The following is a 26,220-nucleotide window of genomic DNA, read 5'->3' on the forward strand; positions in this document are numbered from 1 at the left end:
ACCTTAGTTCATCGGGTGGTCACTGAGTGCCAGTCGGAGGCCTCGATAAAGCCAAGCATGCGCGGGGCGGCCTTGTTCGCGGCGGAAACGAACAGCGAAGAGCCGTATCCAGGGTCAGACACCGGTACATCCAGATCCTTTTCCAGCTCCGCCATGCATTCACTGTGGGTCACCAGAATCAGATTGCGTCCCGGGATCTTGTGCGCCAGCGCTTCCTGCAAGATGCGACCCTTGCAACTGATCAGCCAGTCTTCGCTGGCCGCGCGGTTGAACATGTAGCCGGCGGTCTGCACGGTGCGCAGCATCGGGCTGTTATAGATATCGACGCGGTTCAGGCCCAGATGCTCGAACTGTGCGCCGACACCCACCGCGACACTGCGCGAGCGGTCGGTGATGCCATCATCGCCGCTCAGGCATGGCGCCGGGGAGTGATCGCAGCGCTCGACGTGACGCACCAGCACGATCATGTCGCCCTTGGCCCACCCGGCCGCTAGCGCGCGGGCGCCGGACACATTGCCATGCGCCAGGTCCGGCACCGCCGCCGGGGCGAGCAGCCACAGGGTCAGTGGAATCACCAGCAGCGACGCGGCGAGCACCACCCAGGTATTGCGATAACGGGCCAGTCCGCTCAGGGAGATCGAGCGTTTGACGCCGAACAGACTCAGTCTCAATTCCACATCGGGCCGCCTCGTCGGCATGCATCACAGTCAATTCGATGCGGTAAGGGTAAAGAGGCGTGCGTAAGTGGCCGGTGAAACGTATGTGAAAAAAGTCTTGAAGTGCCCTTGTTACAAATTCCGTAGGACAAAATCCTTTCAGCTCTCGTGTTTGCGGCCGATACAAACCTGCTAACACCCTTGCTGGCTCAAAAAAACAACAATCTTCCAGCCTGACCGACGATCAAGTAGCTCTACGTTCCTGGAGGAATTGTGATGAATAGCTGGTTCGGCAACATCAGCGTGAACATGAAATTGGGTCTGGGCTTCGGCCTGGTCCTGGCCCTGACCTGCGTCCTCGCCCTGACGGGCTGGACCAGCCTCGGCGGTCTGATTGACCGCAGCAACTGGATGAGCGACATCACCCAGCTCAATGCGGGTCTGACCAAGCTGCGCGTGGTGCGCCTGCAATACATGCTGACCAACGGCGACGAAACTGCCGCGCAGAATGTACAAACCACCCTCGAAAGCTTCGCCGCGCAACAGCAGGCGCTGATCAACAAGTTCAAGAGCCCGGAAAACGTCAAGCTGCTCAAAGAACAGGCCGCGACCATCGCCGAATACCAGACCTCGCTGAACAAGATGCGCAACGCCTACCGCACCGGCAACAGTGCCCGTGACGTGATGGGCACCAACGCTGACACCGCTTACAACCTGATCGAGTCGATCAGCAACCGCGTTCAGCAGTTGCCCCTGAGCGACGAGCGCTTCGCGCAGTTCCAGGCCATCACCGAAGCCAAGGAAGCGTTCATCCTCGCGCGCTATGAAGTGCGCGGCTACACGGCCACCACCAATGCCGAAACCGAGCAGAAAGCCGTCGCCCAACTGAACGTGGCCATCGACAGCCTCAAGCAGTTGAACACGCACTTCTCGGGTACCCAGCAAGACACGCTCCGTCAGTTGGAAACCGCCCTGACCAATTACCGCAGCGCGTTGCAGGCGTATAAAAACGCCAACAGCGAAGCGGTGCAGGCGCGTAAAGAGATGACCGATCAGGGCACCGCGATCGTCAACACCAGCGAGCAGCTGTACCAGATCCAGCTCGACCGTCGCGACATCGAAAGCGCCCAGGCTCGTACTTTCCAGTTGATCAGCACCCTGCTGGCACTGCTGGTCGGTGTGATTGCCGCGGTGATCATCACCCGTCAGATCACCCGTCCGCTGCAAGAGACCCTGGCCGTGGTCGAGCGCATTGCCAGCGGCGACCTGACCCAGAACGTCACGGTCACCCGCCGCGACGAACTCGGCGTACTGCAACAAGGCATCGCACGCATGGGCGTAACCTTGCGCGACCTGATCAGCGGCATCCGCGACGGCGTGACCCAGATCGCCAGCGCCGCCGAAGAACTCTCGGCCGTGACCGAGCAGACCAGCGCCGGCGTGAACAGCCAGAAGGTCGAGACCGATCAGGTGGCCACTGCCATGCACGAGATGACCGCCACCGTGCAGGAAGTCGCGCGCAACGCCGAAGAAGCCTCGCAAGCCGCTGCCGCCGCTGACGGCGAAGCCCGTGAAGGCGACAAAGTGGTGAATGAAGCCATCGCGCAGATCGAACGTCTGGCCAGCGAAGTGGTGCGCTCCACCGAAGCCATGAGCGTGCTGCAACAGGAAAGCGACAAGATCGGCAGCGTCATGGACGTGATCAAGGCCGTGGCCGAACAGACCAACCTGCTCGCGCTCAACGCCGCAATCGAAGCGGCCCGTGCCGGTGAGGCCGGCCGTGGGTTTGCCGTGGTCGCCGACGAAGTCCGTGGCCTCGCCCAGCGCACGCAGAAATCCACCGAAGAGATCGAAGGCCTGGTCGCCGGTCTGCAGAACGGCACCCAGCAAGTCGCTGCCGTGATGAACAACAGCCGCGCCCTGACCGACAGCAGCGTGGCCCTGACCCGCAAGGCTGGCGACTCCCTGGAAAACATCACCCGCACGGTGTCGAACATCCAGTCGATGAACCAGCAGATCGCTGCCGCTGCCGAACAGCAAAGCGCCGTGGCTGAAGAGATCAGCCGCAGCATCATCAACGTACGCGACGTGTCGGAACAGACTGCTGCGGCGAGTGATGAGACGGCTAAATCCAGCGTTGAACTGGCGCGGTTGGGTGGTCAGTTGCAGCAAATGGTGAGCCATTTCCGCGTTTGATGTTCACTTCGCGCGAAGAGGCTGGAGCCTTCGCGATCTGAATGTCTGCATCTGGTAAGAAGCCCGCCGCCACACCCATGTTGGTATGGCGGCGGGCTTTTTTGTGAGCGGTGTTTATCAGCCGCTGAGGTTTTCTGAACGTGATGGAAGATCGAAATCGACGCCACCCATGCCGCCGAATCGATTGCGTATCCGAGTGCTTAGTCCACCGGTTCGATCAACAATAACCAGCGAATCAGCTGCGCCTCGTCCTTCATAGAGTGACTGTTATGGGCGGCAGATATAGACATGACTTTTCGTACGCTACCTAGCGCCTAACTTCGGAGAAAAATTTAGATAACTGATTTTTTCGCCATCCAGTGGGTGGTTTTCAGCAGGCCCGCTAGAAAATTTTGAACCATCTCGTCCTTGCCAATCAATTCCGAAAAAGCGACCTTGTGGCGACGGGCCACTATTAGCTTTTTTCTAAGGAGTGTCGCGTCCTGAATAAGGTTTACACCTTCTGACCAATCTTCAGGAGGATTCAATGGATACCGGAAAAAGGCGGAGCCAGCGCGATTACACGCTAGCTTTTAAATTGTCAGTCGTAGATCAAGTCGAAAAAGGCGAGTTGAGTTATAAAGAGGCTCAACGGCGCTTTGGCATTCAAGGCCGGTCCACGGTACTGGTTTGGTTACGCAAGCATGGCCGACAGGACTGGAGCCAAGGCGCCTCAATCCGAGCGCCGCGGAGCAGGCCGATGACCGACCCCAACCTACCGCTGACACCCGAACAGCGGATCAAAGAGCTTGAAGAACAGTTGGCGCTGAGCAATCAGAAGGCCCAGTTCTTTGAAGCTGTCGTGAACGTCTTGAAAAATGATTACGGTGTGTCCATCGTAAAAAAGCGACCCGGCAAGTCCTCTCGCAAGGGCAAATCCAAGACCTGAGCATTACCAGGGCTTGCCTGTTTATGGGCATTTCGCGCCAAGCGTATTACAAGCGCAACCGAGCCTTTGACGCGAGAGTTTGCCAAGACCAGCAGGTAGTGGAATTCGTTCTGGAAAAGCGTCGGCGCCAGCCGAGGCTTGGGACGCGCAAACTGCACCACCTGATGCTAATTGAAGCTGCAGCGACGCTACGTGTCGGTCGAGACCGCCTGTTTTCTATCTTGCGAGAGGCGCGAGAGCTGGTTCCTCGCAAACGTGCTTATCATAAAACCACGCATAGCCATCATCGCTTCCGCCGTCACCCCAACCTACTCAAAGCTGGCCCGGAACAAGTTGTAGCCAGCAGACCTGAGCAGGTTTGGGTCGCAGACATTACCTATCTCCCAACGCGGGAAAGTGTCGCTTACGTTAGCCTGATAACAGACGCGTACTCACGCAAAATCGTGGGTCATCATGTGCACAGCAGCCTGCATACGGAGTCGGTGGTCAGGGCGCTGCAGAAGGCTGTTAGTCAGCGAAAATCCGATCAACCGCTCATTCATCATTCAGATCGCGGAGCCCAGTATTGCTCCGACTTATACCAACGGATGCATACCCGGCATGGAATCAGGTGCTCAATGACTGACGGTTATGATTGCTATCAGAACGCTATGGCGGAGAGGGTAAATGGGATTTTGAAGACTGAGTTTTTGCTGCATCGCCCCAAAGACCTGGCGGATGCAGTGAAAATGGTGGATGAATCGGTGCAAATCTACAACCGGGAGCGGCCGCACTTAGCCCTGAAATACAAAACGCCCGATGCGGTGCATCGGGCGTTTGAGACTGAAACAGGTGTAAACCTATTTCAGGACTAGACAGAGAGACGATGGATATACAAAGACTGACGAACTCACTCAAGCCATGGCTTGCACTCGAGACATGGCACACCGGTCATTCTTTGGATGATCAACGATTTCATAGGGCGCTCAAGGCCTCATTCGACGAGCAAGGTGTACAAATCAGTTCTGACGACTTCCGTCAGGCTATCGCTCTGGGCTTGAACGACTTTCGTCCTGGTGACGTCAAGGCGTTCGCCGAAGACATTGAGGGATTTGCTCAACGCGCAGAGGATATTGCGAGCTATCTGTTCGACCTCAAGCGTTAGAAATCCCTGGCCTGTTCTCTTGGACGGCAGACCCATTAAGGCATCACCATCTCAAGGTGGGCACCTAAATGACCGAAAGGTCGCAGGATCGTGGACGATTTACCGTAACTAACAGTTAAGGACTCTCTTCATGGACGTTGGCGTTTATAAAATCACTGAAGTCACCAATGATTTCATCATCGAGAAGATCAAGTCACACGAGAGCTTTGTCTTGGAATGCCAAGAATTCGATCGCTACTCGAATACGTTGACGTGGCTTGAACAGGCAATTGAAAAGCAGGGCATGTCCGTTAGGATCTACATGCGCGCTCGCAGGCTTTCGATGGGAAGTTTTGCTGGATTCGCTGGCGCGAGCATTGTTGGCGCTCCAGTGGCACTTGGCGCGCTTGCGATAGGTATGGTAGCCGGGGTTGGCATCGCCGCTCACAACCTTGCGACACTGAACCCTGATTACGAAATTGGAAAACACCCTATCGGTTCGACGCTCTACGTGGATTACAAGAAGTAAAAACTGAGGTCACTAGGCCCATGAGAGCCGAGTGAAATCTAGTAATCCTCCCATGCCCCTAGGTTCAGCATGCAACCAGCCTGGCGGGGGAGATAGTGGTTGCTGTCATCCAAGTATTTGGTACGACGGCTGGTCGCAAATGAATGGCACGCTTACGGGCGAGTTTAACGCTGCGACCAGCCGTCATTGGCTCACGCTAATCTTCGATTAGATCGATGAAATCCTCGCCCAAGCACGCTAGGTTTTGCACAAAATGCCTACTTACGATCATTCCCTCGAATGCTCATTAACAGCCCTTGAGCCGCTTCTGCGTCAGCATTTCATTGCCTTGATTGATCTCCACTCGGGGTCTTTTTCTCAAAGAACCTAACAAATTATGTCGAAGGTATCGCCCCAAAGCATATTTGTCCGACGCAAACAATCGAGATTCATTAATTTATCTAGGAGACTTCGTCAGGTTATTCCTAGCGTGTTGTAAGCAAATAAACAGTTTGTGGAGAGGACGTTTAGTTACACGTCGTGATACGTCCCGCAGCCCACAAAACCTTGCGCCGTTGCCTACAGCTACGCCAGAATCCGCCGGCTTGTGCGCCTTGGGCTGGCTGCGTAATTTGATTGCGTCACTGATTTCCAGTGACCGGGCTTAGCGGCTCGGCAAGCATTTCACGGTTGTACAAGTACGATCCAGTCAGGCACTCGCCTGCACTTGATGGTGGCTGTGCGCATGGCATCTTCGGATGCGCCGGGTTGAGATGCTTACCGGACCGCTAACTTGCGCACAGCTGCCTCCCTTTTGCTTAGCGGTAAAATGGACGCGGCCTCATCCGAGGTAAGCATCAATGTTCAAGGTAACGCCAAACCCACCGCTCACCGAACCCACAATCATCCCGGATCCGGCATCCCCCTACGAATGCCCCGGCTCGAAACGTTTCAACGAAGCCGCCGAACGCGCCCTCGATTATCACCTGGGCCCACTCAGCGCCCACATCATGGCCGCACCCTACAAACCCAATACCCTCTATCAGGCTCACCCCGAAGCCGACACCGAATCCCTGCTGGTGGACGCCAGCGAATCCCTCGGCTCCGCCACCGTCATGCTCAACAATCATGTGGCGCTGGTCGAGGGCAGCCACCGCAAGACCCTGCAAGGCATTGCCCAGATAGTGATGATCGCCGAAATGGCCGTTAACCGTGCGCTGGACAAGGTCGTGCCGACTGATTGATGCGAGAGGTGGCGAGTGCGGTGCACTCGCCATTTTTTTGCACACTGTAAAAAGCCCGCCGCCACACTGGTTTTGGTGTGGAGGTGGGCTTTTTTGTGAGCGGTGTTTATCAACCGCTGAGGTTTTCTGAACGTGATGGCAGATCGAGCTCGACGCCACCCATGGCGCCAAATCGATTGCGTATCTGAGTACCTAACCCGCTGGCTCGATCAACCGTAGCCAACGCGTTCTCCAGAATCTGCCGCGCTTCGTCTTCCATGGAATGGCCGTTTTGGGCAGTAGCGATACGCAGTTGGTCTGTCATCGGCTCATCGAGTCGAATAGTGATGCTAGTCATAAGGCCTCCTTCAGTCCGTGAAATGAGTGATTGCAGACTAACAAACCAACTCGAAAACCTCTGCCTGCTCTTTAGAAGAAACGGATTACAGCTTACCGCGTCCCGCGCTGGCGCAACGCCGACGGCATGAAATACGCGTCTTCCGGCACCGGTTGCGAGAAGTCCACGGTGGAGGCTTCTTCGTTGTCGAGGTTCTGCACGTAGTAACGCCGGGCCTGCAGGTCGTGGAACACGTCCAGTGCGCTCCAGGTGGTCGGCAGGTCGTAGAAGTTTTTCAGGTAGGCCATCGACACCCGCCACAACTCCCCTCGCCCATCGTATTGATCAACCAGCGCCGCGCCCCAGCTGTCCTCGTCGAGAAACAGCACGCGCTTGGAATAGATATGCCGCGCGCCCGGCTTGAGGTTGCCTTCGACCACCCACACACGGTGCAGCTCATAGCGGGTGAATTGCGGGTTGAGGTGGCCCGGGGTCAGCAGTTGTGCGTACTTCACGTCGGGGCTGCCGACCTTGTAGTTGTTGTAGGGAATGTAGATTTCCTGCTTGCCCTTGAGCTTCCAGTCGTAGCGATCCGGCGAGCCGTTGAACAGGTCGGTATCGTCCGCCGTGCGCAGGCCATCGGATGAGGCGATCGGCGTGTCATATGCCAGGTTCGGCGCGCGGCGCACACGGCGTTGGCCGGCGTCGTAGACCCAGGCCTGGCGCGGGTCCTTGAGCTGATCGAGCATCTCGTGCACCAGCGCCGCACCGCCGGCCAGCCGCGCCGGGCTTTTCACGAAGGCGAGGTAGTAGAACAGGATGTTCTTCAGATCGGCGTACTGCCCGCCCGGACGGTAAAAGTTGAACAGCGCTTCCTGCTGCGAAGTCACCAGCGCAAAGCTGCCGTTGCGCTGCACCGGGGCTTCGGACGCGCGGCGCACCACGTAAATCCCGCGATAACGGGTGATGTGGTTCCACAGCACTTCGATGCCGTCCTTGGGCACCGGGAACGGCACGCCACCGTAGGCATCGGCGAATCCGCTACCGCCCTCCAGCAGCTTGGCTGAGGTCGCGTTCTTCAGGGTGTTGTCATACAGCCACTGCGGCGCCGAACCCGAGCGACGCGACGGGTAGACCGGCATCTGGAACGTGTCCGGGTAGTTGTTGAACAGCGCAATCTGACCGGGGCTGAGGTGGGCCTTGTACTGGTCGAGATTGGCCTTGGTAATGGTGAACAACGGCTTGTCCGCCGCATACGGATCCGGGTGATGTTGGCCCGGTTTGTAGCCGGCGGGCGCCTGGGTGATGCCGCCGGTCCAGGCCGGAATGGTGCCGGCGGCGTTGCCCGAGCGCTCGGCGCCCATGGGCGTGAGGGTGGTTTTCAGTTGTTCGGCTTGTTGCGGGGTGATGGCGGCGAGGGCGCTGCCGGCGGTGAGGCCCAGAACCAGCGTCAGCGAAATCCGGGTCATGCTTGAAATGTGAAACATGATCTTCTCCAAAGTACAAAAACCTGTGGGAGCGAGCCTGCTCGCGAAAGCGGTGTATCAGTCGACATCAATGTTGAAGGTGCCTGCCTCTTCGCGAGCAGGCTCGCTCCCACAGGGGGGATAAGGTGTTGCTGAAATCTCGTGTAGTCCTTAAAGGAAATACTTGAGGTTGAACCCGACGTTGTCGCGGTCGCGAATCCCGTTGTTCTGTCCGCCGCCCCAGAAGTTGGTGTATTGCACCTCGGCTTCGAGCTTGTTCTGGTAGTTGGCCTTGATCCCCAGGGTGTAGGCCTTGCGCCCGTCGATGGTGTTGCCGGCCTGATAGCTGTTGCCCTTGAAGTCGTCCTTGTAGACGACGTAAGGCGAGACGTTGACCCCGGCGTACACATCGTTCCAGGTGCCGTTGAACATCACCGTGTAGCTGTAGGAGTTGCGGTTGACCTGATCGTCACGATCACCGCCGGAGACATAAGAGGTGTTGCCGGTACCGGCGTAATAACGCGTGCTGCCGTCGTAGGCGATGTATTGCAGACTGCTGCCGCGCAGGTGCTCGGAGGCCAGTTCGAAGATGCCGAACATCGAGTCGAACGACAGCGTCGGGCCGAAGTTGTAGATGCTGCCCAGCGAGGTATTGAACGCCTCCACGCGCTCGGCGTTGTTGATCTCGCTGTCGAGGGTGACCATCTGCCCGCCGACGTTGATTGCCTTGCCGGTCACCGCCACAGCGGCACCGTTGGCCAGATCGCCGATCAAGTCGTTAGTCGCGGCGATGCCGATCGGCAGGTTCGGCCGGTAGGCAATCTCACCGAACACCGAGGCCTGGCCCAAAGTGGTGTTGAAGCTGAAACCGTACATGCGGATGTCTTCGGCATAGCGCCGATGCGCCTGAATATTGCCCATCACGTCGGCTGTCGCCAGACCATTCGCCAGCGCCCCGGCCTGACTGCCAGCGACGCTGGAGAGCATATTGGTCAGGGCATTCATGTCGATGCCTTTGTAGCCACCGAGGTCAGCGGCAATGGTCGGTTCCTTGGCGTGGTAATTGACCAGGTACAGGCCGAACTCGGTGCTGTTGAGTTCCTCGGCGATGTAGCGGAAGGCGAAGCCGAACTGGCCGTCGTTGCGCGCGTTGTAGTCCTTGCCGATCGACGCCACTTTCAGCGTGTTGCCGTAGGCCGGGGTCACACCGTTGGCGTACAGGCCGGTGCTTTTCAGCGCCGGGCCGAGCAACGGGTTGTTGCCCAGTGCGCTGTACAGACCGATGACGTTGCCGAAGCCCGGCACCGGGGTATCGAGCGCGGTGCCGCTGAAGTTGTTGTAACCGGTGTTGCCGCCATCGGCGAACAGGTCGGTCTGCGAGTAGAAAGTGCCGACCGGATCGATGCGGGTCTCCTTCCAGTTGGTCTGGTAGAAGCTCTCCAGGGTCAGCGAGTCGCTGAGGCCGATGTTGAAGCTCACGGCCTCCACCGGCATCAGCACTTCCTTGACCTCGGCCCCCGGCAAACGGTATTTCGCCGCGTCCACCGGGTTGGTGGTGTTGATCCCGCCGCGATAGAAAATCCCCTCGCCCCAGTTGAACACCTGACGCCCGACCCGCGCGGTGACCGGCGTCTGCGCCACGTCCCAATTGCCGTAGACATAGGCGTCGAGCATTTCGATCCGGCTGCCGGCGATGTCGCGGGTCTGGCTGGTGAAGCGGTCGTCCTGCGGGTAGCTCTGACTCGGCTGCGTCGGGTTGTTGTTGCGGTAGTAATCGTTGCGTTTGTCCATCAACTGGGTGTCGTAGAACGCCGTGCCGCGCAGGAACATCCCGTAGTTCTGGTAGTTGGCCTCCAGCTCCGAAGTGATCTTGTACACCTCGGAAACCAGCCCGGTGTCGAAGTTGCGATTGCCGTCGTTGGTGTTGACGTCATCGTTGTTCTTGTCGCGGCCCTGCACCCGCCACAAACGCCCATAGGACAGGGTCGTGTCGATCGAACCGGTGACTTGATTGTCCAGCACGCTGAACTCGGCAGCCTGCACCGGCTCCACCGCACAGAGTTGCAGCAGCCCTGCGAGGCCGACACCGGGAAGTGCCACGCCAGTGAGGCGCAATCGAGTGTTGATCATGGGTTCCTCCTTCCTTGTTCTTATTGTTTTTTTGCGTGGCCGCGATGGCTACGGTGCCAGTCCCGCACGGACATAAATACGGCTGTGCGCGCCGAAATGCCCGAGCAGTTTGAACAGCTGCTGATTGAGTGCCGGATGCTCGAATGTCTCGCGCTGCAACTGATTGCCGCTGCTGAAATCACTGGTCACCGGCGCCGTTTCCAACCACTGGCCGATGGCTTCATCGAATGCCGCCGAGTCCTCTACCGACTCGGCGCTGACCACTTCGCGCAAGTAGTCCACCGAGTACGGCGGATACTGTTGGTCTTGAGCGACATCGGCGTAGGCCGCGAGCATCGGATGCGCCTGACCGGCACGTAGCACGCGGCGCAACCAGGTCGATTGATATTTCTCGATTTCCATATGGCGGGTGGCGACGCGTTCGATCGAGGCTTTTTTATCATCGGCAAAACCGGCCAGCGCCTTGCCTTCCAGCAGCAACAGACTCGGCAGTTCGACCCCGGGCAATGGCTTGGCGTGATACGGCTGGGTCAGGTCCTGCACGTGGTGCGCGCCCCATCCGAGAAAGCGGTAACCCCAGTAAGAATGGCCACTGGCAAACGCCAGACGCGCCAGGCCCAGGTACTGATAGGCGCGCCAGTCCGGCCAACTGCGCTGAAGAAATCCGGCAGCGGCATACACCACCGGGCTTTCATGAAAAAAGCCCATGTGGAACGGCGCCTGCGAGCTGTACTGAAAACGCGCATCGCCAAACGGCTGCGGCCCGAAGCCATACAGCGCGCCGACCTCGCCGGGGTTATCGCTGAACAGATTGATGTCGTGACCGTAATCCGGCTCATCAGCAGCGGTCGCCAATACCGCCAGCGCCGCGACTTTCTCGCCGTCCGCCACGCGAATGAAACGCTGACGATTCCATGGCGAAAGCGTCTGCTCGACCATCACCTGATCGGCACTGAGGTGTTCGCGTTCGGGCAGGTCTTGGCCCGGCAGCGGCTGAATGACCATCGCCAGATGAATGCGCGGATTGAGCCGCAACGCAGTGAGAAAATCGTGGCGCAGATTGTCGCCCGGCACCGCGGGCAGCTTCAGATTGTCGGGGCGCGGCGGGTATTGGGTGAAGTGTTCACGGGCGAAGTTTTCCTGTTGCTCCAGCAGCGCGACCACGGCCGGATATTGCTCGGCGAGAAAACGCTCCAGCGGCTCGACCTCGACCGACGGCGCATCGCGCAGGGCCGGCAGTTCCTTCAACGCCAGATAGCTGCCCACCGTGTGGTTCGACCAGCCCCACGCCGTCGGGGCCATTGCACAAAGCAGCAACAGGAGAAATGTCAGCTTCATTGCTTTTAATTCTTATTGGAGGTGCCGTGGGGGTTGAGCCTAACAACCGCCCCCGACGCTGACACTGTCCGATCTCACCAGAAAAAGTCTCCGATAGCGCCACATAAGAGGTTCCGATTCCACCGCATAACCTTGTGGGAGCGAGCTTGCTCGCGAAAGCGGTGGGTCAGACAAGACAATAGTGACTGACACTCCGCATTCGCGAGCAAGCTCGCTCCCACAGGGGACGGTGGTGGTCAGCTAAGCGGGGTAACCGGTGATTTTGCGGATGCTCTGGTACAACGGTTTGAGCTGGCGATACATGCGCAGGTACACCTCGTTGTACAAACGCTCATAGACCTGCTGCGCCTCGGGCTGCGGTGTGAACACCGCGCCCACCCGCGTCATCGCGGCGATTGCCGTGGGGAAATCCGCATACAAGCCCAACCCCACCGCACAACAGATCGCCGCGCCCAACCCGGACGCTTCGTACACATGCGGACGCTCCGCCGGCAGACCAAAAATATTCGCCGTCAGCTGCATCGCCGCATCACTCTGCGAACCGCCACCGGCCACTCGCAGGCGCTTGATCGACACCTTCGAGCGCTTCTCGATGTTCTCCAGCCCCTGGCGCAGCGCATACGCCAGCCCTTCCAGAATCGCCCGGTAAATGTGCGCGCGGGTGTGCACGTCGCCGAAGCCGATCATCGCGCCTTTGGCTTCGACACCCGGCTCACGAATCCCCGGCGACCAGTACGGTTGCAGCATCAGCCCCATCGATCCTGGCGGCACCGCATTCACCAGCGCATCGAACAGTTGCTCGGGTTCAATGCCCTGCTCTTTTGCCTGCTGCATCTCGCGCAGGCCGAACTCGTTCTTGAACCAGCTGACCATCCAGTAACCGCGATAAATCATCACCTCGCAGTTGTACTGATCCGGCACCGCCGAGGGGTACGGCGGGATCAGCGGGACGATTTCCAGATAGCGCGAGCGAGTGCTGGTGATCGTCGCCGTGGTGCCGTAGGACAGGCACACCGTGCTCGCATCGACCACGCCGGAACCGACCACTTCGCAGGCCTTGTCAGCGCCCGCAGCAATCAGCGGCAGCCCCTCGGGAATACCCGTGTGGCGGCTCGCTTCGGCGCTGATGTAGCCAAGGGTTTCGCCGGGCTTGTGCAAGGTCGGCAATTGTTCCGGACGCACCGCCAGCGCCTGCCATTTCCAGTCGCTGGGCGCGGCCCATTTCAACCGTTTGAAGTCGAACGGCAGATAGCCGACGCAGCAACCCACCGAGTCGACAAAGCGCCCACACAAACGATGGGTGAGAAACCCCGAGAGCAGCAAAAACTTGTCGGTCGCCGCCCATACTTCAGGCTGGTGTCTGGCAATCCAGTTGGCCTCGGCCTGAGCGCGAAAATAATCCACGGTGGCCTGCGCGCCGACCAGTTTGAACAGCCAGCCCCACGGCCCCTTGATCCCGCCCTCGACTTCGCTCTGGCGCTGATCGAGCCACAGAATGGCCGGGCGCAGCGGCTTGCCCTGACCATCGACATTGATCACCGTGCCGCGCTGAGTGGTCAGCGACACCCCGGCAATCTGCGAGCGATCAATCCCGGTTTGCGCCCATACCTGCTGACAGGCCTCGCCGAGTTTTGCCCAATAATATTCCGGGTCCTGCTCGGCCCAGCCCGGTTGCGTCGAGTAGTACGCCTGCAACTCGACCTTGCCTTTACCGAGCAGATTGCCCTGCAAATCGAAGAGCAATGCGCGCACGCTCTGGGTGCCGTTGTCGATCGCCAGCAGGTAACGCGTGTTCGGGTGGTTATCCATGGCGCTCTCTTCAAGGGGCCTCAAGGCGTGGCATCCGGCAGACCGTGATGGCGTTGCCACAACGCCCGGTAACGTTGCAGCTCTTGCTGCCAGTGTGCATCGTCCCAGCCCAGGCGTGGCTGGCAGCGTTGGCGGATGGCAGCGAAATGTTCTTCGCCACCGCGCGCCAGCAACAGGCCCAGTCGGCTGCGGCGCAGCAACAGATCATCGAGGTGCAGGACCATTTCCGCCTCACAGGCGAAGGCCAGCTCGGCCCACAAGGTGTCGGTGTTGCCGACCGTTTCGTGGCCCAACTCGGTGATCAGTTGCGCCAGTCGCGGCAGGTCACGACCGTGGCGTCCGGCCAGACGTCGCCACTGTTGCGGGCTGAGTCCGGGGATCGGCAGTGGCGCTACAGCGGCAAAAACCGCTGCGCCGTCATCTTCGAAATCGCGGCCAAGCATGTCGGCGCAGGCCTTGAGCACTTCGATGGCTTGCGGGCGAAACGTCGTCAGTTTGCCGCCGGCCAGGGTGACGCAACCCGGCTCCTGCCACAGCACATGTTCCCGGGTTTCATTCGACGGTTTGCCTTGCTGTTCACCCGCCGTGTTGCCCACCACCGGACGTACGCCGGACCAGGTCGACAGCACATCGCTCGCCGTCACTTCGGCACCTGGAAATTGTTGCGTGCAGGCCGCCAGCAGATAGTCGAGCTCTTCAGCGCTGATGCTCGCGCTCTGGTCCAGATTCTCGCGATGATCGAGGTCGGTGGTGCCAACCACCGTCGCCCCTTCCCACGGAAAAACGAACACTGGCCGACGGTCGCGCGCATGCAAAAAAGTGAAGGCCTGCGCCACCGGCAAACGCCAGCCCGGCAGCAGCAGATGGCTGCCGCGCAATGGCCGCAACTGTCTTGGTGACTCGGGTAAACGCAGACGCTCAGCCCACGCGCCGGTCGCCACCGCCAGCACGCCGCAACGCAATTGCAGAGATCCACCCACTTCGCAGTCCTCGATCTGCACCCCACACACCCGACCGTTTTCGCGCAGCAAATGTTCGACGCGCACCCCGTTGAGCACCACTGCGCCATCGGCCCGCGCTTCGCTCAATACGCGCATCACCAGCCGTGCGTCATCGGTCAGCGCATCGACAAAACAGGTACCGCCGAGCAGGTGATTTTCCTTCACCCCCGGCGCCAGAAAACGCAGTTGCTGCGCATCATGAAAACGATGGCTGCGGCGTCCCGCCAACGCGTCGTACACCGACAACAAGCCACCAAACACACGCGGCCCGGGAAAGCCGCCGCGATAGTGCGGCATCATGAAACTCATCGGCTCCACCAGCCCCGGCGCTTCGTCGAGCAGACGCTGACGCTCGCGCACCGAATCGCGGGTCAGGCGCCACTGGCCCTTAGCAATGTAACGCAAACCGCCATGGATCATTTTCGACGATCGGCTGGAGGTGCCCCAGGCGAAATCCCGTTGTTCCAGCAGCAGACAACGCCAGCCACGCCGCGCCGCTTCGCGCAGGATGCCGGCACCGCTGATGCCGCCGCCGATGACGATCAGATCCCAGGTTTCGTCGGCCAATGTCGGCAAGGTTTGCTGGCGCCACGCGGCGTTCCAGTCCGGGTGCATGACCGTCACTCCTGCAACAGTGTGCCGGGGTTGAGGCGCCCGGCCGGATCGAAGTGCTTGCTCAGCGCCTGCAAGGTGTCCATCGCCAGTGCGCCTTTCTCGCGCGGCAGATACGGCGCGTGATCCTTGCCGACGCCGTGCTGGTGGCTGATGGTGCCGTGGTTGTCGACGATGGTCTGGCTGGCCGCGTGCTTGAGTGCCTGCCAGCGCGCCAGCGTCGCCGGATAATCCGCCGCCGGGCGAAACACGTAAGTGGTGTAGATGCTCGAGCCTTCGCCGTAGACGTGGGACAGATGGGTGAACACATGCACCCGCTCGCCTTGCGCTGCCAAGGCATCGCGCAGGCTGTTTTCGATCAGGTTGAGCAGGTGGTCGACGTTGCTCCAGTCGGTGGCGGTTTCCAGGGTGTCGACCACGTAACCGGCGTTCCACAGGTTCTCGCGCAGGTAGGGGAAACGGAAGCGGTTCTGCGCCCATTTCTTGCCAAGCAACGTACCGGTAAACACGCCACCGAAGGATTTCAGATGCCGGCGCGCCTGGCTCAGCGACAGCGCATTTTGCCGGCGGTTGCCGGTCACGCCGAAGGTCAGCAGGCATTTGCCTTCACCGGCACCGCGCAGGTTCAGATACTTCTCCAGCCAGGCGATCTGCTGCGGATGCCCGGCCAGCGCCAGTTGGGTTTCGGTCTCCACCGCGTTCGACAGGCGCAGCATCGACAGCGGCACCCGCGCCTGGGCCAGTTGGCGGATCGCTTGCAGCGCCTTGCTCCAACTGGGCAGGAAAACGCCGTAAAAACGCTCATCGGTGGGCAGCGGACTGACCCGTACCTTGACCTCGGAAATGATCCCGAAGCGGCCCTCGCAACCGAGCACCACTTCGCGCAGATCAGGCCCCGCCGCCGAGGCTGGAAAGGTCGGAATTTCCAAAGGCCCGGCAAAGGTTTCCAGGGTGCCGCCAGCGAACAATTGCTCGATACGCCCATAGCGCAACGACTGCTGACCGCTGGAGCGACTGGCGACCCAACCGCCCAGCGTCGACAACTCCCAGGACTGCGGGAAATGCCCCAGCGTGTAGCCGCGAGCGCGCAGCTGACTTTCCACCTGCGGGCCACTGGCACCGGGGCCGAACGTCGCCAATTGGCTCTGCTCGTCGAGATCGATCAGGCGATTCATCCGCGCCAGCGACACGGTCACCACCGGCCGCGTCGAATCCGGCGGATTGATGTGCCCCGCCACCGAAGTGCCGCCGCCGTAGGGAATCAGGCACAGGTCCTGCTCATGGGCGAGCGCCAGCAATTGACGGATCTGCTCGGCGGTTTCCGGGAACGCCACCGCGTCCGGATAGATGCCCAGCGCACCTTCGCGCAGCGCCAGCCAGTCCGGCAGGCTCTGGCCCCTGGCGTGCAGCAGACGGTCATGGGCATCGACGCTGTACAAGGTGTGCGCCGCCAATCGCGAGAGCGGCACCCGCGCCAATGCCGACTCCAGCGTGGCATCGGGCAAAGCGCGCCCGGCCCCCAGCCGTTCATGGAGAAAACTCGCGCCCTGGGCCGGCAGTTCGACCACCGTTGTTGCCTCTCCCCAGCCGTTCCAGCGTCGCATGCGTGTGTCCTTCTTATGCAGTCTGATCAGTGATGTGGCAGGCCTCCATACTAGTCAGCGGCCCAAAAGTGTCACGGTCGCATCCGGCCAGTTCGAGTAGCCAATTGAGTCAAACGTCGCGCAAGTGCCAGCCATTTACTTTAGTCGGGGTTTCAAATTACCTTTCAGGCATTCATTCGCTCACGCAGGCCTTGATCAAGGAATTCGGATCATGCAATCGCTCGGCTTCACCTCGGTTCCGCCGCTGCTCAAATACGTGCGCCATGCCGAGCAACTGGGCATGGCCATCGAGCCGGCGTTGGCGGCAGCCGGATTGCAGGCGCAGCAACTGAGCGACAACAGCCTGCGCCTGCCGGGCGAAACCCATGAACGCCTGCTCGATTATTTCTGCGAGCACTCGGGCGATCCGCTGTTTGGCCTCAACGCGGCCAATTTCGTCCTGCCCAATTCCTGGAGCGTGCTCGGTTACATCACCATGAACTGCGCGACCCTGGGCGATGCCATGAGCCGGATCATGCCGTTCGAAAAACTGGTGGGCGACATGGGCGTCAGCCGCGCCGAAGTGCAAGACGGCCACGTGCATCTGATCTGGAATTGCCGCTACGAGCGCCCGCGGATTCGCCGGCATCTGGTGGAAAACGTTCTTGGCTCGTGGCTGCAATATGCACGCTGGATCGCCGACACGCAGATGTCGCCCGCTGCCGTGTGGCTGGAACATCCATGCCCGCCAGACGCTACCCAGGCGCAGTACGAAGCATTCTTCGATTGCCCGGTGCTGTTCGAACAGGCGTATTCGGCGCTGATCGTGCCGCTGGCGTATCTGCAATTACCGCTGCGCCAAGCCGATGCGCAATTGCTGCGCACGCTGGAAGAACACGCGATGGGCTTGATGGCGACGCTGGAGGATGCATCGCTGGAGCAGCGGGTCAAAAGCATCCTGCGCCAGTTGCTCAAGGAAGGCTTGCCGCGCAAGGAGCAGGTCGCCGAGCAGCTCGCGGTGTCGGTGCGCACGTTGCAACGGCAGTTGCATCAGGCGGGGACGTCGTATCAGCAGATTCTGGATGATTTGCGTCAGGAGCTGGCGGAGCATTACTTGCTCAACAGCACCTTGCCGATTCAGGACATCGCGCAGTATCTGGGGTTTACCGAGCCGCGGTCGTTTCATCGCACGTTCAAGAGCCGGCGCGGGATGCCGCCGGGGGAGTTTCGGCAGATGCATCGGGGGTGACGGGACTGGCCTCTTCGCGAGCAAGCCCGCTCCCACCGTGGATCTTCAGTGGATGCAGATTTTGTGTACGACATAAATCCCCTGTGGGAGCGGGCTTGCTCGCGAAGGCGCCAGTCGCCATACCAAAAACCCTACTGAGAATTCCTCAGCAACGCCAGTTGCATCAGGCGGGGACGTCGTATCAGCAGATTCTGGATGATTTGCGTCAGGAGCTGGCGGAGCATTACTTGCTCAACAGCACCTTGCCGATTCAGGACATCGCGCAGTATCTGGGGTTTACCGAGCCGAGGTCGTTTCACCGTACGTTCAAGAGCCGGCGCGGGATGCCGCCGGGGGAGTTTCGGCAGATGCATCGGGGGTGACGGGACTGGCGCCATCGCGAGCAAGCCCGCTCCCACCGTGGATCTTCAGTGGATGCAGATTTTGTGTACGACATAAATCCCCTGTGGGAGCGGGCTTGCTCGCGAAGGCGCCAGTCGCCTCACCTCAATCCGACAGACAAATCCTCCGCTTCTATAGCGCAATAAACACCTTCCAGCACACCTGTTTAAAGACACTCAGTGTTACGCCCTACTGCCTACAAATCCTTGCGCCACTGCCTACGGCTACGCCAGAATCCGCCGGCTTGTGCGCTCCGGAGGCCGTCGGTAACTTGAGTCCGTCACTGATTCCCAGTGATCGGGTTTAGTAGCCCGTGGTAATTCTGCTGGTCGTACATTCATCACAGGTGCTCTCGTACCTGAGCTTGATGGTGGCTGTACGTAGGGCGCTTCGGCGCGCCGGCTTAAGCTGAGTTCCCCGGTCTACTAACCTGCGTACAGCTGCCACCCTTTCGTTTAGTAGCAAAGGGGTTGGCGCTCAATGACGGGAACACAGCCTATGTTCAAAGTTACGCCAAACCCACCGGACACCGGTCCGGCCTCCCCCTACGAATCCCCCGAATCAAAGAAATTCCACGAAGCCGCCGAGCGTGCCCTCGACCATTACCTCGGCCCACCGACGCCCGCCATCATGGCCACCCCGTACCAGCCCAATCGTCTCTACATGGCCAACCCGGCCAGCGGCACCGAACCGTTGCTGGCCGACGCCAGCGAAACCCTGGGCTCGGCCACCGTGATGCTCAACGACTTTGCCGGCCTGCTTGAAGGCTCACACCGCAAGACCCTGCAAGGTATCGCGCAGGTGGTGATGGTGGCGGAAATCGCCGTCAATCGGGTGCTGGATCAATTAGTGCCGACCGAGTGACGAAAAAGCCCGCAGCCAGACCTTAATGGTTTGGCTGCGGGCTTTTTTGTATGGCGTGAATCTTTTTCCCTCACCCCAGCCCTCTCCCGGAGGGAGAGGGGGCCGATCGAGGTGTCTGGCGTCGTACATCGACCTGAATGACCGAGTCGATTATGGATTCGGTAAAGGAGGTTCAGGTCGGCGTATTACTCGAATATCCCAGGGTCAGTCCCCTCTCCCTCTGGGAGAGGGTTAGGGTGAGGGGCTCTTCTCAGCTCAAACACTGATCGCGTTGGTAAACACCAACCGATTACCAAACGGATCAGCAATCGTCATGTCCTGACTGCCCCACGGCATCGCCTGAATCTGTGGGTGCGAGAACTTGTAATCCTTGGCCACCAATTGCTGCTGGAACGCCTCCAGCTCATCGGTCTCGATACGCAGCGCCGAACCCGGCGTCGCATCGCCATGATGCTCGGACAGATGCAGCACGCACTCGCCACGGGACACCTGCAGATACAGCGGGAAGTTCGCTTCGAAGCGATGCTGCCAATCGATCTTGAAACCGAGGAAGCTGTGATCTTTCTGACATCCCACATCGATGCCATTCGTCGGCACCTGTCAGATCTGACAGGTGCGCGATACCGGCATACGGTGTCCAATCTCTTTAGCAAGTTCACCCACAATTTTTACTGCCACGCGCGCCAGCATCAGAGAAATGGCCTAGGCACATCTCAATATCGTGACCACGAAACGGCTGACAGTTCTGGCCTTGAAGAAATCAACGAAAAAAACCAACAGACACAGGAGACAGAACCTAAAGCCAACCAATCAATCAGCAATCCCGGCAATGGCAATTTCGGCCAACCTACAGCGAACCGAAATATTTAACAGAACTCTTCAGCGGAGAAATACTGAAAGCTCCCCATTTCAGATTAATAACAAGCACCCCAAGACAACTCTGAAATGGGTGATCAGAATGTATTTAAGATCATGACAAAACCATTAACCACTTCAGAAATCACCACCTATTTCACTGAGAAAAGTAACGACAACCTTCCCGACCCTGCAATTCTAGAGGCGCCGGATGGAATAATTACGTGGCAGACCGTTGAGAAAGGTTTGACATTCAAGATACCTAAATTTGAAGACATGAGCGCCAGCAGAATTCACGTTCAACTTTCTGGTCTGGAGGCACATTTTGCCATCGAATACAATCATGTCGGAGAGGACAGAGATGTCGAGCTGCCAATATCCGCCAACGAACTCATTTACTTTCAAGGTAATGATGTTCGAGCAGTATATTTGCAATTAGATCCACCACGTCGCATCTCAGACTTTATTCCGTATATTGTAACTGCAAGACATGAGGCTCCCGTGATCGACGACATAGACGGAGACGTTCTCCCTTGGAAGGATCTCAGCAAGGGCATCAATATACGAATCAAGGCGTCGCACGGCATATCAACAGGCGATCTGCTCTCGATTTACTGTATCGGTACCGGCTATGAAGGTTCCAGCATCATACGCTTTTGGGTTGAAGCTGAAGATCTGGGGAAGGATATAGTCAGATTTATTGATCCGAAATATCTCTACTCCAGCGCCTATGGCGAGATTGTGGTTTTTTTCTCTGTTGAATCGCCAGACAAAAAAGTTACTTATTCGCCCCTGACAAGACTAAAAATTCAAGATGGTCCTATACCAAAGCCAGAGACCCTTTTCACTAGACCAGAAGGACACTTACCGGCCTCAGCTTTAATTGCCAACCGTATGGCATTTTACCAACCTGCCTACCAGGATATGGCTGTAGGTGATTGGGTGACAATGATCCTGCTGGGTGAACAACGCAACGCGGTCATGACCCTATCCAGGCTCATTACTTCGAGCGATGTGGGCAAAGGCCTGGACTTTTCTTTCCAAAATATAACCGTAAATGGCCTAGGCAGTAATATCGAGCTCCATTTTATTGTAGAAACCCTCGGCCGAATGACGAGAAGAGCTCCCAAATTAATGATTGCACTACACGGTTGAAATAAAAATCCAACTACAAATAGCTCCGACCAGATAAGTCAATGACTCTTAAATGAAAAATCGTTCCAAACAAAAAAACCACTGTTAGCCGCTAGAGCTGCAGTGGTTTTTTTGATTGCGACTGTTCGGCTATCCATGACCTCTCAAGTAGAAGCGACGCCTGTACCGATTTTGAATTTAGACAAAACACCTTCATGTCGGCGCATTTCATAATCCTCGAAGCAGTTCCAGCGTTTTGGGCATTAGAGTAAGGCGTTTCTGGGTTCAAACACTGATCGCGTTGGTAAACACCAACCGATTACCAAACGGATCCGCAATCGTCATGTCCTGGCTGCCCCACGGCATCGCCTGAATCTGTGGGTGCGAGAACTTGTAATCCTTGGCCACCAACTGCTGCTGGAACGCCTCCAGCTCATCGGTCTCGATGCGCAACGCCGAACCCGGCGTCGCATCGCCATGATGCTCGGACAGGTGCAGCACGCACTCGCCACGGGACACCTGCAGATACAGCGGGAAGTTCGCTTCGAAACGATGCTGCCAGTCGATCTTGAAACCGAGGAAGTCGACGTAAAATTCCAACGCCTTGGCTTCATCGAAGATCCGCAGGATCGGAGTGGTTTTGCCGAAGCTCATGGGGTGCTCCCTGACTGGTTGGCCCAAGAGTTTAGCTGGGCTGGATGTCAGCAATTCGGCTTGGTTTCGACATTCTTTAATCTCAGAGTGCCACTATGAGACACAGATCAAAAGATCGCAGCCTTCGGCAGCTCCTACAGGGGCTTGGCAATCAATGAAACCCTTCGCGCAAATCCCCATTCCTCGCCAGAAACCGCCCTTCCCGACGACCATTCGCCTGCCCATCGCGATAACTCAACACCCCATTGACCCACACCCCGTCAATCCCCTCCGCCGCCCGCTGCGGATCAGCGAAGTCCGCCACATCGCGCACGGTCAGTGGATCGAACAACACCAGGTCCGCCCAATAACCTTCACGAATCTCGCCCCTCCCCTGCAAGCCAAACCGCGCCGCCGACAGACCGGTCATCTTGTGCACGGCAGTGTGCAGCGGAAACAGCCCGACATCACGACTGAAATGTCCGAGTACCCGTGGGAAAGCGCCCCACAGGCGTGGATGTGGGAACGGGTCTTCCGGCAGGCCGTCAGAGCCGACCATCGACAATGGATGCGCGAGGATTTTTCGTACATCGGCCTCGTCCATGCCGTAGTACACCGCGCCCGCCGGCTGCAGGCGCTTGGCGGCTTCGAGCAGTGGCACGTTCCATTCGGCGGTGATGTCGATCAGGTCGCGTCCGCTGACTTCAGGATGCGGCGTCGACCAGGTGATGGTGATGCGGTGGGCGTCGGTCACCTGCTTCAGATCCAGCGTCGAAGAGCTCGCCGCGTAGGGATAGCAATCGCATCCTACGTGCTGGGTTTTCGCTGCTTCCTCCAACGCCGCGAGCAACTGCGGACTACGCCCCCAGTTACCGACACCGGCACATTTGAGGTGGGAAATGATCACCGGGGATTGTGAGTGACGGCCAATGCTGAACGCTTCATCCATTGCCTCCAGCACCGGCTCGAATTCACTGCGCAAGTGGGTGGTGTACACCGCGCCGAATGCCGTCAGCTCTTCGGTCAGTTGCTTCACTTCGTCGGTGGAGGCGTTGTAGGCGCTGGCGTACGCCAGGCCTGTGGATAAACCGAGCGCGCCGGCTTCAAGGCTTTCACGCAGTTGCTCGCGCATGGCGACGATTTCGTCCGGCGTGGCGGTGCGGAACAGGTCGTCGAGGTGATTGCTGCGCAGTGCGGTGTGACCGACCAGTGCAGCGACGTTCAGCGTGGTGTTCGCCGCTTCGACGGCGGCGCGGTAATCGCTGAAGCGCGGATAGACGAACGCCGCTGCGCTGCCGAGCAGGTTCATCGGGTCCGGCGGATTGCCTTGCAAACTGACCGGCGAGGCGCTGATCCCGCAGTTGCCGACGATCACCGTGGTCACGCCCTGGCTGAGTTTGGGCAGCATCTGCGGCTGGCGGATGACCACGGTGTCGTCGTGGGTGTGCACGTCGATGAACCCCGGGGCGAGCACGCGGCCGGCGGCGTCGATTTCCTCCGTGGCGCGGGCATCGTGCAGGTCGCCGATACGCTCGATACGCCCGTTGAGAATCGCCACATCGGCGCGGTAGCCGGGCGTGTTGCTGCCATCGATGACGGTGGCGTTGCGGATCAGCGTGTCGTATTGCATGTCTGTCTCCCGGCGGGAGTCAGCGTCAACTCCTGCCCTTGATCAAATGGTGATCGAAGCCTTGCTCCACCAGATACCGCCAGGCTACCTGAACCTCTTCGGGGATGACCTGCTCGACCTGAAAACCCAACGAAGGGTAAACCATGATGCGGTGCACATCGCCGACCATTTCGTCGATCAGGCCCAAGACCCCGATCAGATTGCTGACGTCATCGGGAAATCGGAACGACGGCGCATCCACAAAGGCTTCCAGGCCGGGCGATTGCACGGGCAGAGTCAACGCCACGCGCCGGATCGAATTGGGCTTGGTCAGAAAGGTCGCGCGACGCACGTCGGGAAAAATCGCCCGGGCAAACGCGATGTTTTCGGCAAAATTGGTCGCGCGGGTTTCCAGGGTGAACTGCTCTGCCCTCACCCCTTGCATCAACGCGTGTTGGGCAAAAATATCGGCTTCGGTGCGTTCCCACAAATGTCTGGTCCAGTTGCCGGTATTGCCGGTGAACAACAGGTGGGGGGCCACGCCGTCTTTCAGGAGTTGGCAGGCGTAATCGCAGACCCGTAGGTCGTAGGAGCCGCAGACCACAATCAGTTCACAAGCGCTGTGTTGGCGCCCCGCACCGAGGAATTTCCAGAGCACGCTGGCGTGCTGCAACGTCAATGTCATGAGCGGGCAAACCTCCGGGTCGGGTGCGCGTTGATGGACAGCGCTCCATCGGCATAACCGTGCGCGCCCCTGCCGTTCAGCCTAAGCGCAAGCCGGGTGAAATCGGCATACACGCCTGCAGCGCCATGCGCGGTCAGCGTCGGGTCGTCGCCAATGCCGATACACAGTGCGCCACTGCTGACCGCCGACTGCACACCGCTGACCGAGTCTTCGAAGACCAGGCACTCATCACTTTGCCGGCCCAGTTGTGCTGCGGCCAGGCGATAGGGATCGGGGGCCGGTTTGCCGCTGCGCACGTCGTCGCGGCAGATGATGCTGTCGAATGCCGACATCAGGTTGTGTTGCTGCAGAACGTGGTCGACCCGCGCCCGCCAACTGCTGGTGACCAGCGCCAGGGGCACGGCGTGCTCGCGGAGTCGGGCGATCAACGTCGCGACGCCCGGCACCAGCGCACAGTTCGTCACCTGCTCGATGGCGTCGACTTCACGCTTGATCGCCACCCGCTGTGCTTCGTCGAACTCGGCAAACAAGGTCTTGAGGGTGTAACCACCGGGGCGGCCGTGGATGTGTTCGTCGATGAACGCCTGATCGACGCTGATCCCGTACTCGCGCGCCACGGTGGTCCAGGCGTGTTCAATCACCTCGCGCGACTGAATGAGCACGCCGTCCATATCAAAGCAGACGGCTGTAAACGTTTGTTGAGCCATGAGTTGAACTTCGCATTTTCTGATGAGCAATGAACGCCAGCACCGTTCCGACCAACGCGAACAGCGCCATCACGTAGTAGGACCACTGCGGCCGGGTCTGGTACAGGTAGCCGGCGAAAGGTGTGGCCAGGCCCATGGGCAAGGCCACCGCCATGGAGTAATAAACCCCTTGAGTAAAGACCTGAATATCCTGCGGTGCCTGGTCGCGAATAAAGCGCATGATCGCCGCGTGGTAGGCGGCAAAGCTCAGCGCGTGCAGGCACTGCCCCAGCAGGATCAGCGACACCGCGTCGCTGTTGGAAAACAGCGCCCAGCGCAGCGCCGCACAGACACTGGAAAACATCACCAGGGACAATGGTGCGCAAAACGCCAGGACCTTGTTGGAGAGCGCGAACCAGGTGATTTCCGCAATCACCGCCACCGCCCAGAACATGCCGATCGCCGAGGAAGAGAAGCCCTTCACCCCCCAACCGATCGAAGCCGTTGAAAAGTACAGGGTGTGGCTCAACTGAATGAAGCTGGCGGCGGCAATCGCGATCAGCAGGCTCTTGTGTGCCAACAGCGCTTTCCAGTCCGGCCGTTTGCGCGCCGGGCCGGGCGGCGCCAGATGCGCCCGCGACACCTGGCGCTTCAGGCGCAGACAGGCCACGGCGGTGAGCAACATGCTCGCCGCGATCACCAGCGGCACCCACGACTGGCTGTACTGCGCAAACAGAAAGCCGCCGAGGGTCGAGGTCAGGATAAACGCCGAAGAGCCTACCGCCCGCACCCAGCCGTAATTCTGCAGGGCCAGTTTGTCGCGCTTGAGCAGGTAAGACTCGGACAGCGGCAGTACCACCATCCACAGCCCGCCAAACAGCACACTCAGGCACACGAACATCCATAAGTGCGCCGGGATGAAGTAGAACAGCAACGTACACATCGCGGCGGTAACGCTCAGAACAGCGGCGAGCCGCAACTGATCCACGCGCCAGTCGGCCACATAGGTGATCAGCACCCCGGTCACCACCTGCGGCCAATACGCCGCGGCGATCAGCAAGCCGATTTCACTGGCACTGAAGCCGAGGGAATCCAGCCAGGTCGGCCAGAACGGATAGATGATCCCTTCCGCCGCAAAGAACCCGAAAAAGATTAAATACATTCGTCAACCATACGCCTGACACTCCAGAAACAGGGCTCCCCGAGGAGCCCTG

The 26,220-nt window shown here is 59.1% G+C and carries 20 protein-coding genes and 5 pseudogenes; 11 read left to right on the forward strand and 14 right to left on the reverse strand.

Annotation, left to right across the window (positions count from 1 at the left end; genetic code table 11):
* Nucleotides 1–8: 8 nt before the first annotated feature.
* Nucleotides 9–677, reverse strand: a complete 669-nt coding sequence (gene pmrG, locus JFU48_RS03400) for a lipopolysaccharide core heptose(II)-phosphate phosphatase PmrG (protein ID WP_003221481.1) — start codon at nt 675–677, stop codon at nt 9–11.
* Nucleotides 678–965: 288 nt separating this feature from the next.
* Here pmrG and JFU48_RS30450 point away from each other — a divergent pair.
* The 6 genes and pseudogenes from JFU48_RS30450 to JFU48_RS03425 form a co-directional block, all read left to right on the forward strand.
* Nucleotides 966–1,994, forward strand: a pseudogene (locus JFU48_RS30450) (methyl-accepting chemotaxis protein); the annotation flags it as partial.
* 261 nt (nt 1,995–2,255) lie between these two features.
* Nucleotides 2,256–2,852: pseudogene (locus tag JFU48_RS30455) on the forward strand (methyl-accepting chemotaxis protein); the annotation flags it as partial.
* A 526-nt stretch (nt 2,853–3,378) separates the two neighbouring features.
* A protein-coding gene (locus JFU48_RS03410) for an IS3 family transposase (RefSeq protein WP_201135842.1) occupies nt 3,379–4,634 on the forward strand; the annotation gives its coding sequence in 2 pieces (ribosomal slippage) (nt 3,379–3,730 and nt 3,730–4,634; 1,257 coding nt in all).
* A gap of 11 nt (nt 4,635–4,645) precedes the next feature.
* Nucleotides 4,646–4,924 carry a hypothetical protein gene (locus JFU48_RS03415; protein WP_201135843.1) on the forward strand — a complete coding sequence of 93 codons (279 nt, stop codon included), beginning with the start codon at nt 4,646–4,648 and terminating at the stop codon, nt 4,922–4,924.
* A gap of 130 nt (nt 4,925–5,054) precedes the next feature.
* A complete protein-coding gene (locus JFU48_RS03420) occupies nt 5,055–5,432 on the forward strand; it encodes a hypothetical protein (protein WP_201135844.1) in 378 nt (125 codons plus the stop codon).
* An 839-nt stretch (nt 5,433–6,271) separates the two neighbouring features.
* Entirely contained in the window at nt 6,272–6,655 is a 384-nt protein-coding gene (locus tag JFU48_RS03425) for a DUF6124 family protein (RefSeq protein WP_115076478.1), read from the forward strand.
* Between the two features lie 109 nt (nt 6,656–6,764).
* On the opposite strand, the gene JFU48_RS03430 is transcribed toward JFU48_RS03425, so the two are convergent.
* The 4 genes from JFU48_RS03430 to JFU48_RS03445 form a co-directional block, all read right to left on the reverse strand.
* Nucleotides 6,765–6,992 (reverse strand): FitA-like ribbon-helix-helix domain-containing protein, encoded by a 228-nt coding sequence (locus tag JFU48_RS03430; RefSeq protein ID WP_201135845.1) that lies wholly within the window; start codon nt 6,990–6,992, stop codon nt 6,765–6,767.
* A gap of 92 nt (nt 6,993–7,084) precedes the next feature.
* Nucleotides 7,085–8,440, reverse strand: a complete 1,356-nt coding sequence (locus tag JFU48_RS03435) for a DUF1329 domain-containing protein (RefSeq protein ID WP_446739772.1) — start codon at nt 8,438–8,440, stop codon at nt 7,085–7,087.
* Between the two features lie 168 nt (nt 8,441–8,608).
* Nucleotides 8,609–10,567, reverse strand: a complete 1,959-nt coding sequence (locus JFU48_RS03440; protein ID WP_201135847.1) for a DUF1302 domain-containing protein — start codon at nt 10,565–10,567, stop codon at nt 8,609–8,611.
* A 48-nt stretch (nt 10,568–10,615) separates the two neighbouring features.
* Nucleotides 10,616–11,905, reverse strand: a complete 1,290-nt coding sequence (locus JFU48_RS03445) for a phospholipase (protein WP_201135848.1) — start codon at nt 11,903–11,905, stop codon at nt 10,616–10,618.
* A 130-nt stretch (nt 11,906–12,035) separates the two neighbouring features.
* On the opposite strand from JFU48_RS03445, the pseudogene JFU48_RS30460 reads away from it, so the two are divergent.
* Nucleotides 12,036–12,131 (forward strand): annotated as a pseudogene (locus JFU48_RS30460) (metal ABC transporter ATP-binding protein); the annotation flags it as partial.
* Between the two features lie 14 nt (nt 12,132–12,145).
* On the opposite strand, the gene JFU48_RS03450 reads toward JFU48_RS30460, so the two are convergent.
* Genes JFU48_RS03450 through JFU48_RS03460 form a run of 3 tightly spaced genes read right to left on the reverse strand, consistent with a single transcriptional unit; the run spans nt 12,146 to nt 16,931 of the window.
* Nucleotides 12,146–13,714, reverse strand: coding sequence for an FGGY-family carbohydrate kinase (locus tag JFU48_RS03450; protein WP_201135849.1), 1,569 nt, complete (start codon nt 13,712–13,714; stop codon nt 12,146–12,148).
* Nucleotides 13,715–13,734: 20 nt separating this feature from the next.
* Complete coding sequence (locus tag JFU48_RS03455) at nt 13,735–15,330, reverse strand: glycerol-3-phosphate dehydrogenase/oxidase (protein WP_201135850.1); 1,596 nt, start codon at nt 15,328–15,330, stop codon at nt 13,735–13,737.
* Nucleotides 15,331–15,335: 5 nt separating this feature from the next.
* Nucleotides 15,336–16,931 (reverse strand): FAD-binding oxidoreductase, encoded by a 1,596-nt coding sequence (locus tag JFU48_RS03460; RefSeq protein WP_201135851.1) that lies wholly within the window; start codon nt 16,929–16,931, stop codon nt 15,336–15,338.
* 211 nt (nt 16,932–17,142) lie between these two features.
* On the opposite strand from JFU48_RS03460, the gene gliR reads away from it, so the two are divergent.
* The 3 genes and pseudogenes from gliR (at nt 17,143) to JFU48_RS03475 (ending at nt 19,404) form a co-directional block, all read left to right on the forward strand.
* Nucleotides 17,143–18,159, forward strand: a complete 1,017-nt coding sequence (gliR, locus tag JFU48_RS03465) for an AraC family transcriptional regulator GliR (RefSeq protein ID WP_103520372.1) — start codon at nt 17,143–17,145, stop codon at nt 18,157–18,159.
* Between the two features lie 149 nt (nt 18,160–18,308).
* A pseudogene (locus tag JFU48_RS03470) lies at nt 18,309–18,521 on the forward strand (helix-turn-helix domain-containing protein); the annotation flags it as partial.
* 517 nt (nt 18,522–19,038) lie between these two features.
* Nucleotides 19,039–19,404: a DUF6124 family protein gene (locus JFU48_RS03475; protein WP_003221460.1), complete on the forward strand. Its 366-nt coding sequence runs from the start codon at nt 19,039–19,041 to the stop codon at nt 19,402–19,404.
* A gap of 255 nt (nt 19,405–19,659) precedes the next feature.
* Here the strand turns inward: JFU48_RS03475 and JFU48_RS03480 are convergent.
* Nucleotides 19,660–19,956, reverse strand: a pseudogene (locus tag JFU48_RS03480) (glyoxalase superfamily protein); the annotation flags it as partial.
* A gap of 393 nt (nt 19,957–20,349) precedes the next feature.
* Between JFU48_RS03480 and JFU48_RS03485 the strand changes: the two are divergent.
* Nucleotides 20,350–21,414: a hypothetical protein gene (locus JFU48_RS03485; protein ID WP_201135852.1), complete on the forward strand. Its 1,065-nt coding sequence runs from the start codon at nt 20,350–20,352 to the stop codon at nt 21,412–21,414.
* A 264-nt stretch (nt 21,415–21,678) separates the two neighbouring features.
* Here the strand turns inward: JFU48_RS03485 and JFU48_RS03490 are convergent, their stop codons facing one another.
* The 5 genes from JFU48_RS03490 to JFU48_RS03510 form a co-directional block, all read right to left on the reverse strand.
* Nucleotides 21,679–22,047, reverse strand: coding sequence for a glyoxalase superfamily protein (locus JFU48_RS03490; RefSeq protein ID WP_007962133.1), 369 nt, complete (start codon nt 22,045–22,047; stop codon nt 21,679–21,681).
* Between the two features lie 151 nt (nt 22,048–22,198).
* A complete protein-coding gene (locus tag JFU48_RS03495; RefSeq protein WP_201135853.1) occupies nt 22,199–23,656 on the reverse strand; it encodes an N-acyl-D-amino-acid deacylase family protein in 1,458 nt (485 codons plus the stop codon).
* A gap of 25 nt (nt 23,657–23,681) precedes the next feature.
* Complete coding sequence (locus tag JFU48_RS03500; RefSeq protein ID WP_201135854.1) at nt 23,682–24,320, reverse strand: YdcF family protein; 639 nt, start codon at nt 24,318–24,320, stop codon at nt 23,682–23,684.
* On the reverse strand, nt 24,317–25,027 hold the full coding sequence (locus JFU48_RS03505; RefSeq protein ID WP_201135855.1) for an HAD family hydrolase: 711 nt from the start codon (nt 25,025–25,027) through the stop codon (nt 24,317–24,319). Before JFU48_RS03505 ends, JFU48_RS03500 begins: the two co-directional genes overlap by 4 nt.
* The gene (locus tag JFU48_RS03510) at nt 24,993–26,168 is read right to left on the reverse strand and encodes an MFS transporter (RefSeq protein ID WP_201135856.1); all 1,176 of its coding nucleotides are present in this window, start codon (nt 26,166–26,168) and stop codon (nt 24,993–24,995) included. The genes JFU48_RS03505 and JFU48_RS03510 overlap by 35 nt, the downstream gene beginning before the upstream one ends.
* Between the last annotated feature and the right edge of the window lie 52 nt (nt 26,169–26,220).

Source organism: Pseudomonas sp. TH49 (assembly GCF_016650625.1).
Taxonomy (GTDB): domain Bacteria; phylum Pseudomonadota; class Gammaproteobacteria; order Pseudomonadales; family Pseudomonadaceae; genus Aquipseudomonas; species Aquipseudomonas fluorescens_H.

Excerpts from the sequence above, each read along its gene's own strand:
- JFU48_RS03415 (WP_201135843.1), top strand. The coding sequence starts at position 4,646 with ATGGATATACAAAGACTGACGAACTCACTCAAGCCATGGCTTGCACTC.
- JFU48_RS03420 (WP_201135844.1), top strand. The coding sequence starts at position 5,055 with ATGGACGTTGGCGTTTATAAAATCACTGAAGTCACCAATGATTTCATC.
- JFU48_RS03425 (WP_115076478.1), top strand. The coding sequence starts at position 6,272 with ATGTTCAAGGTAACGCCAAACCCACCGCTCACCGAACCCACAATCATC.
- JFU48_RS03430 (WP_201135845.1), bottom strand. The coding sequence starts at position 6,992 with ATGACTAGCATCACTATTCGACTCGATGAGCCGATGACAGACCAACTG.
- JFU48_RS03435 (WP_446739772.1), bottom strand. The coding sequence starts at position 8,440 with ATGACCCGGATTTCGCTGACGCTGGTTCTGGGCCTCACCGCCGGCAGC.
- JFU48_RS03440 (WP_201135847.1), bottom strand. The coding sequence starts at position 10,567 with ATGATCAACACTCGATTGCGCCTCACTGGCGTGGCACTTCCCGGTGTC.
- JFU48_RS03445 (WP_201135848.1), bottom strand. The coding sequence starts at position 11,905 with ATGAAGCTGACATTTCTCCTGTTGCTGCTTTGTGCAATGGCCCCGACG.
- JFU48_RS03450 (WP_201135849.1), bottom strand. The coding sequence starts at position 13,714 with ATGGATAACCACCCGAACACGCGTTACCTGCTGGCGATCGACAACGGC.
- JFU48_RS03455 (WP_201135850.1), bottom strand. The coding sequence starts at position 15,330 with ATGCACCCGGACTGGAACGCCGCGTGGCGCCAGCAAACCTTGCCGACA.
- JFU48_RS03460 (WP_201135851.1), bottom strand. The coding sequence starts at position 16,931 with ATGCGACGCTGGAACGGCTGGGGAGAGGCAACAACGGTGGTCGAACTG.
- gliR (WP_103520372.1), top strand. The coding sequence starts at position 17,143 with ATGCAATCGCTCGGCTTCACCTCGGTTCCGCCGCTGCTCAAATACGTG.
- JFU48_RS03475 (WP_003221460.1), top strand. The coding sequence starts at position 19,039 with ATGTTCAAAGTTACGCCAAACCCACCGGACACCGGTCCGGCCTCCCCC.
- JFU48_RS03485 (WP_201135852.1), top strand. The coding sequence starts at position 20,350 with ATGGGTGATCAGAATGTATTTAAGATCATGACAAAACCATTAACCACT.
- JFU48_RS03490 (WP_007962133.1), bottom strand. The coding sequence starts at position 22,047 with ATGAGCTTCGGCAAAACCACTCCGATCCTGCGGATCTTCGATGAAGCC.
- JFU48_RS03495 (WP_201135853.1), bottom strand. The coding sequence starts at position 23,656 with ATGCAATACGACACGCTGATCCGCAACGCCACCGTCATCGATGGCAGC.
- JFU48_RS03500 (WP_201135854.1), bottom strand. The coding sequence starts at position 24,320 with ATGACATTGACGTTGCAGCACGCCAGCGTGCTCTGGAAATTCCTCGGT.
- JFU48_RS03505 (WP_201135855.1), bottom strand. The coding sequence starts at position 25,027 with ATGGCTCAACAAACGTTTACAGCCGTCTGCTTTGATATGGACGGCGTG.
- JFU48_RS03510 (WP_201135856.1), bottom strand. The coding sequence starts at position 26,168 with ATGTATTTAATCTTTTTCGGGTTCTTTGCGGCGGAAGGGATCATCTAT.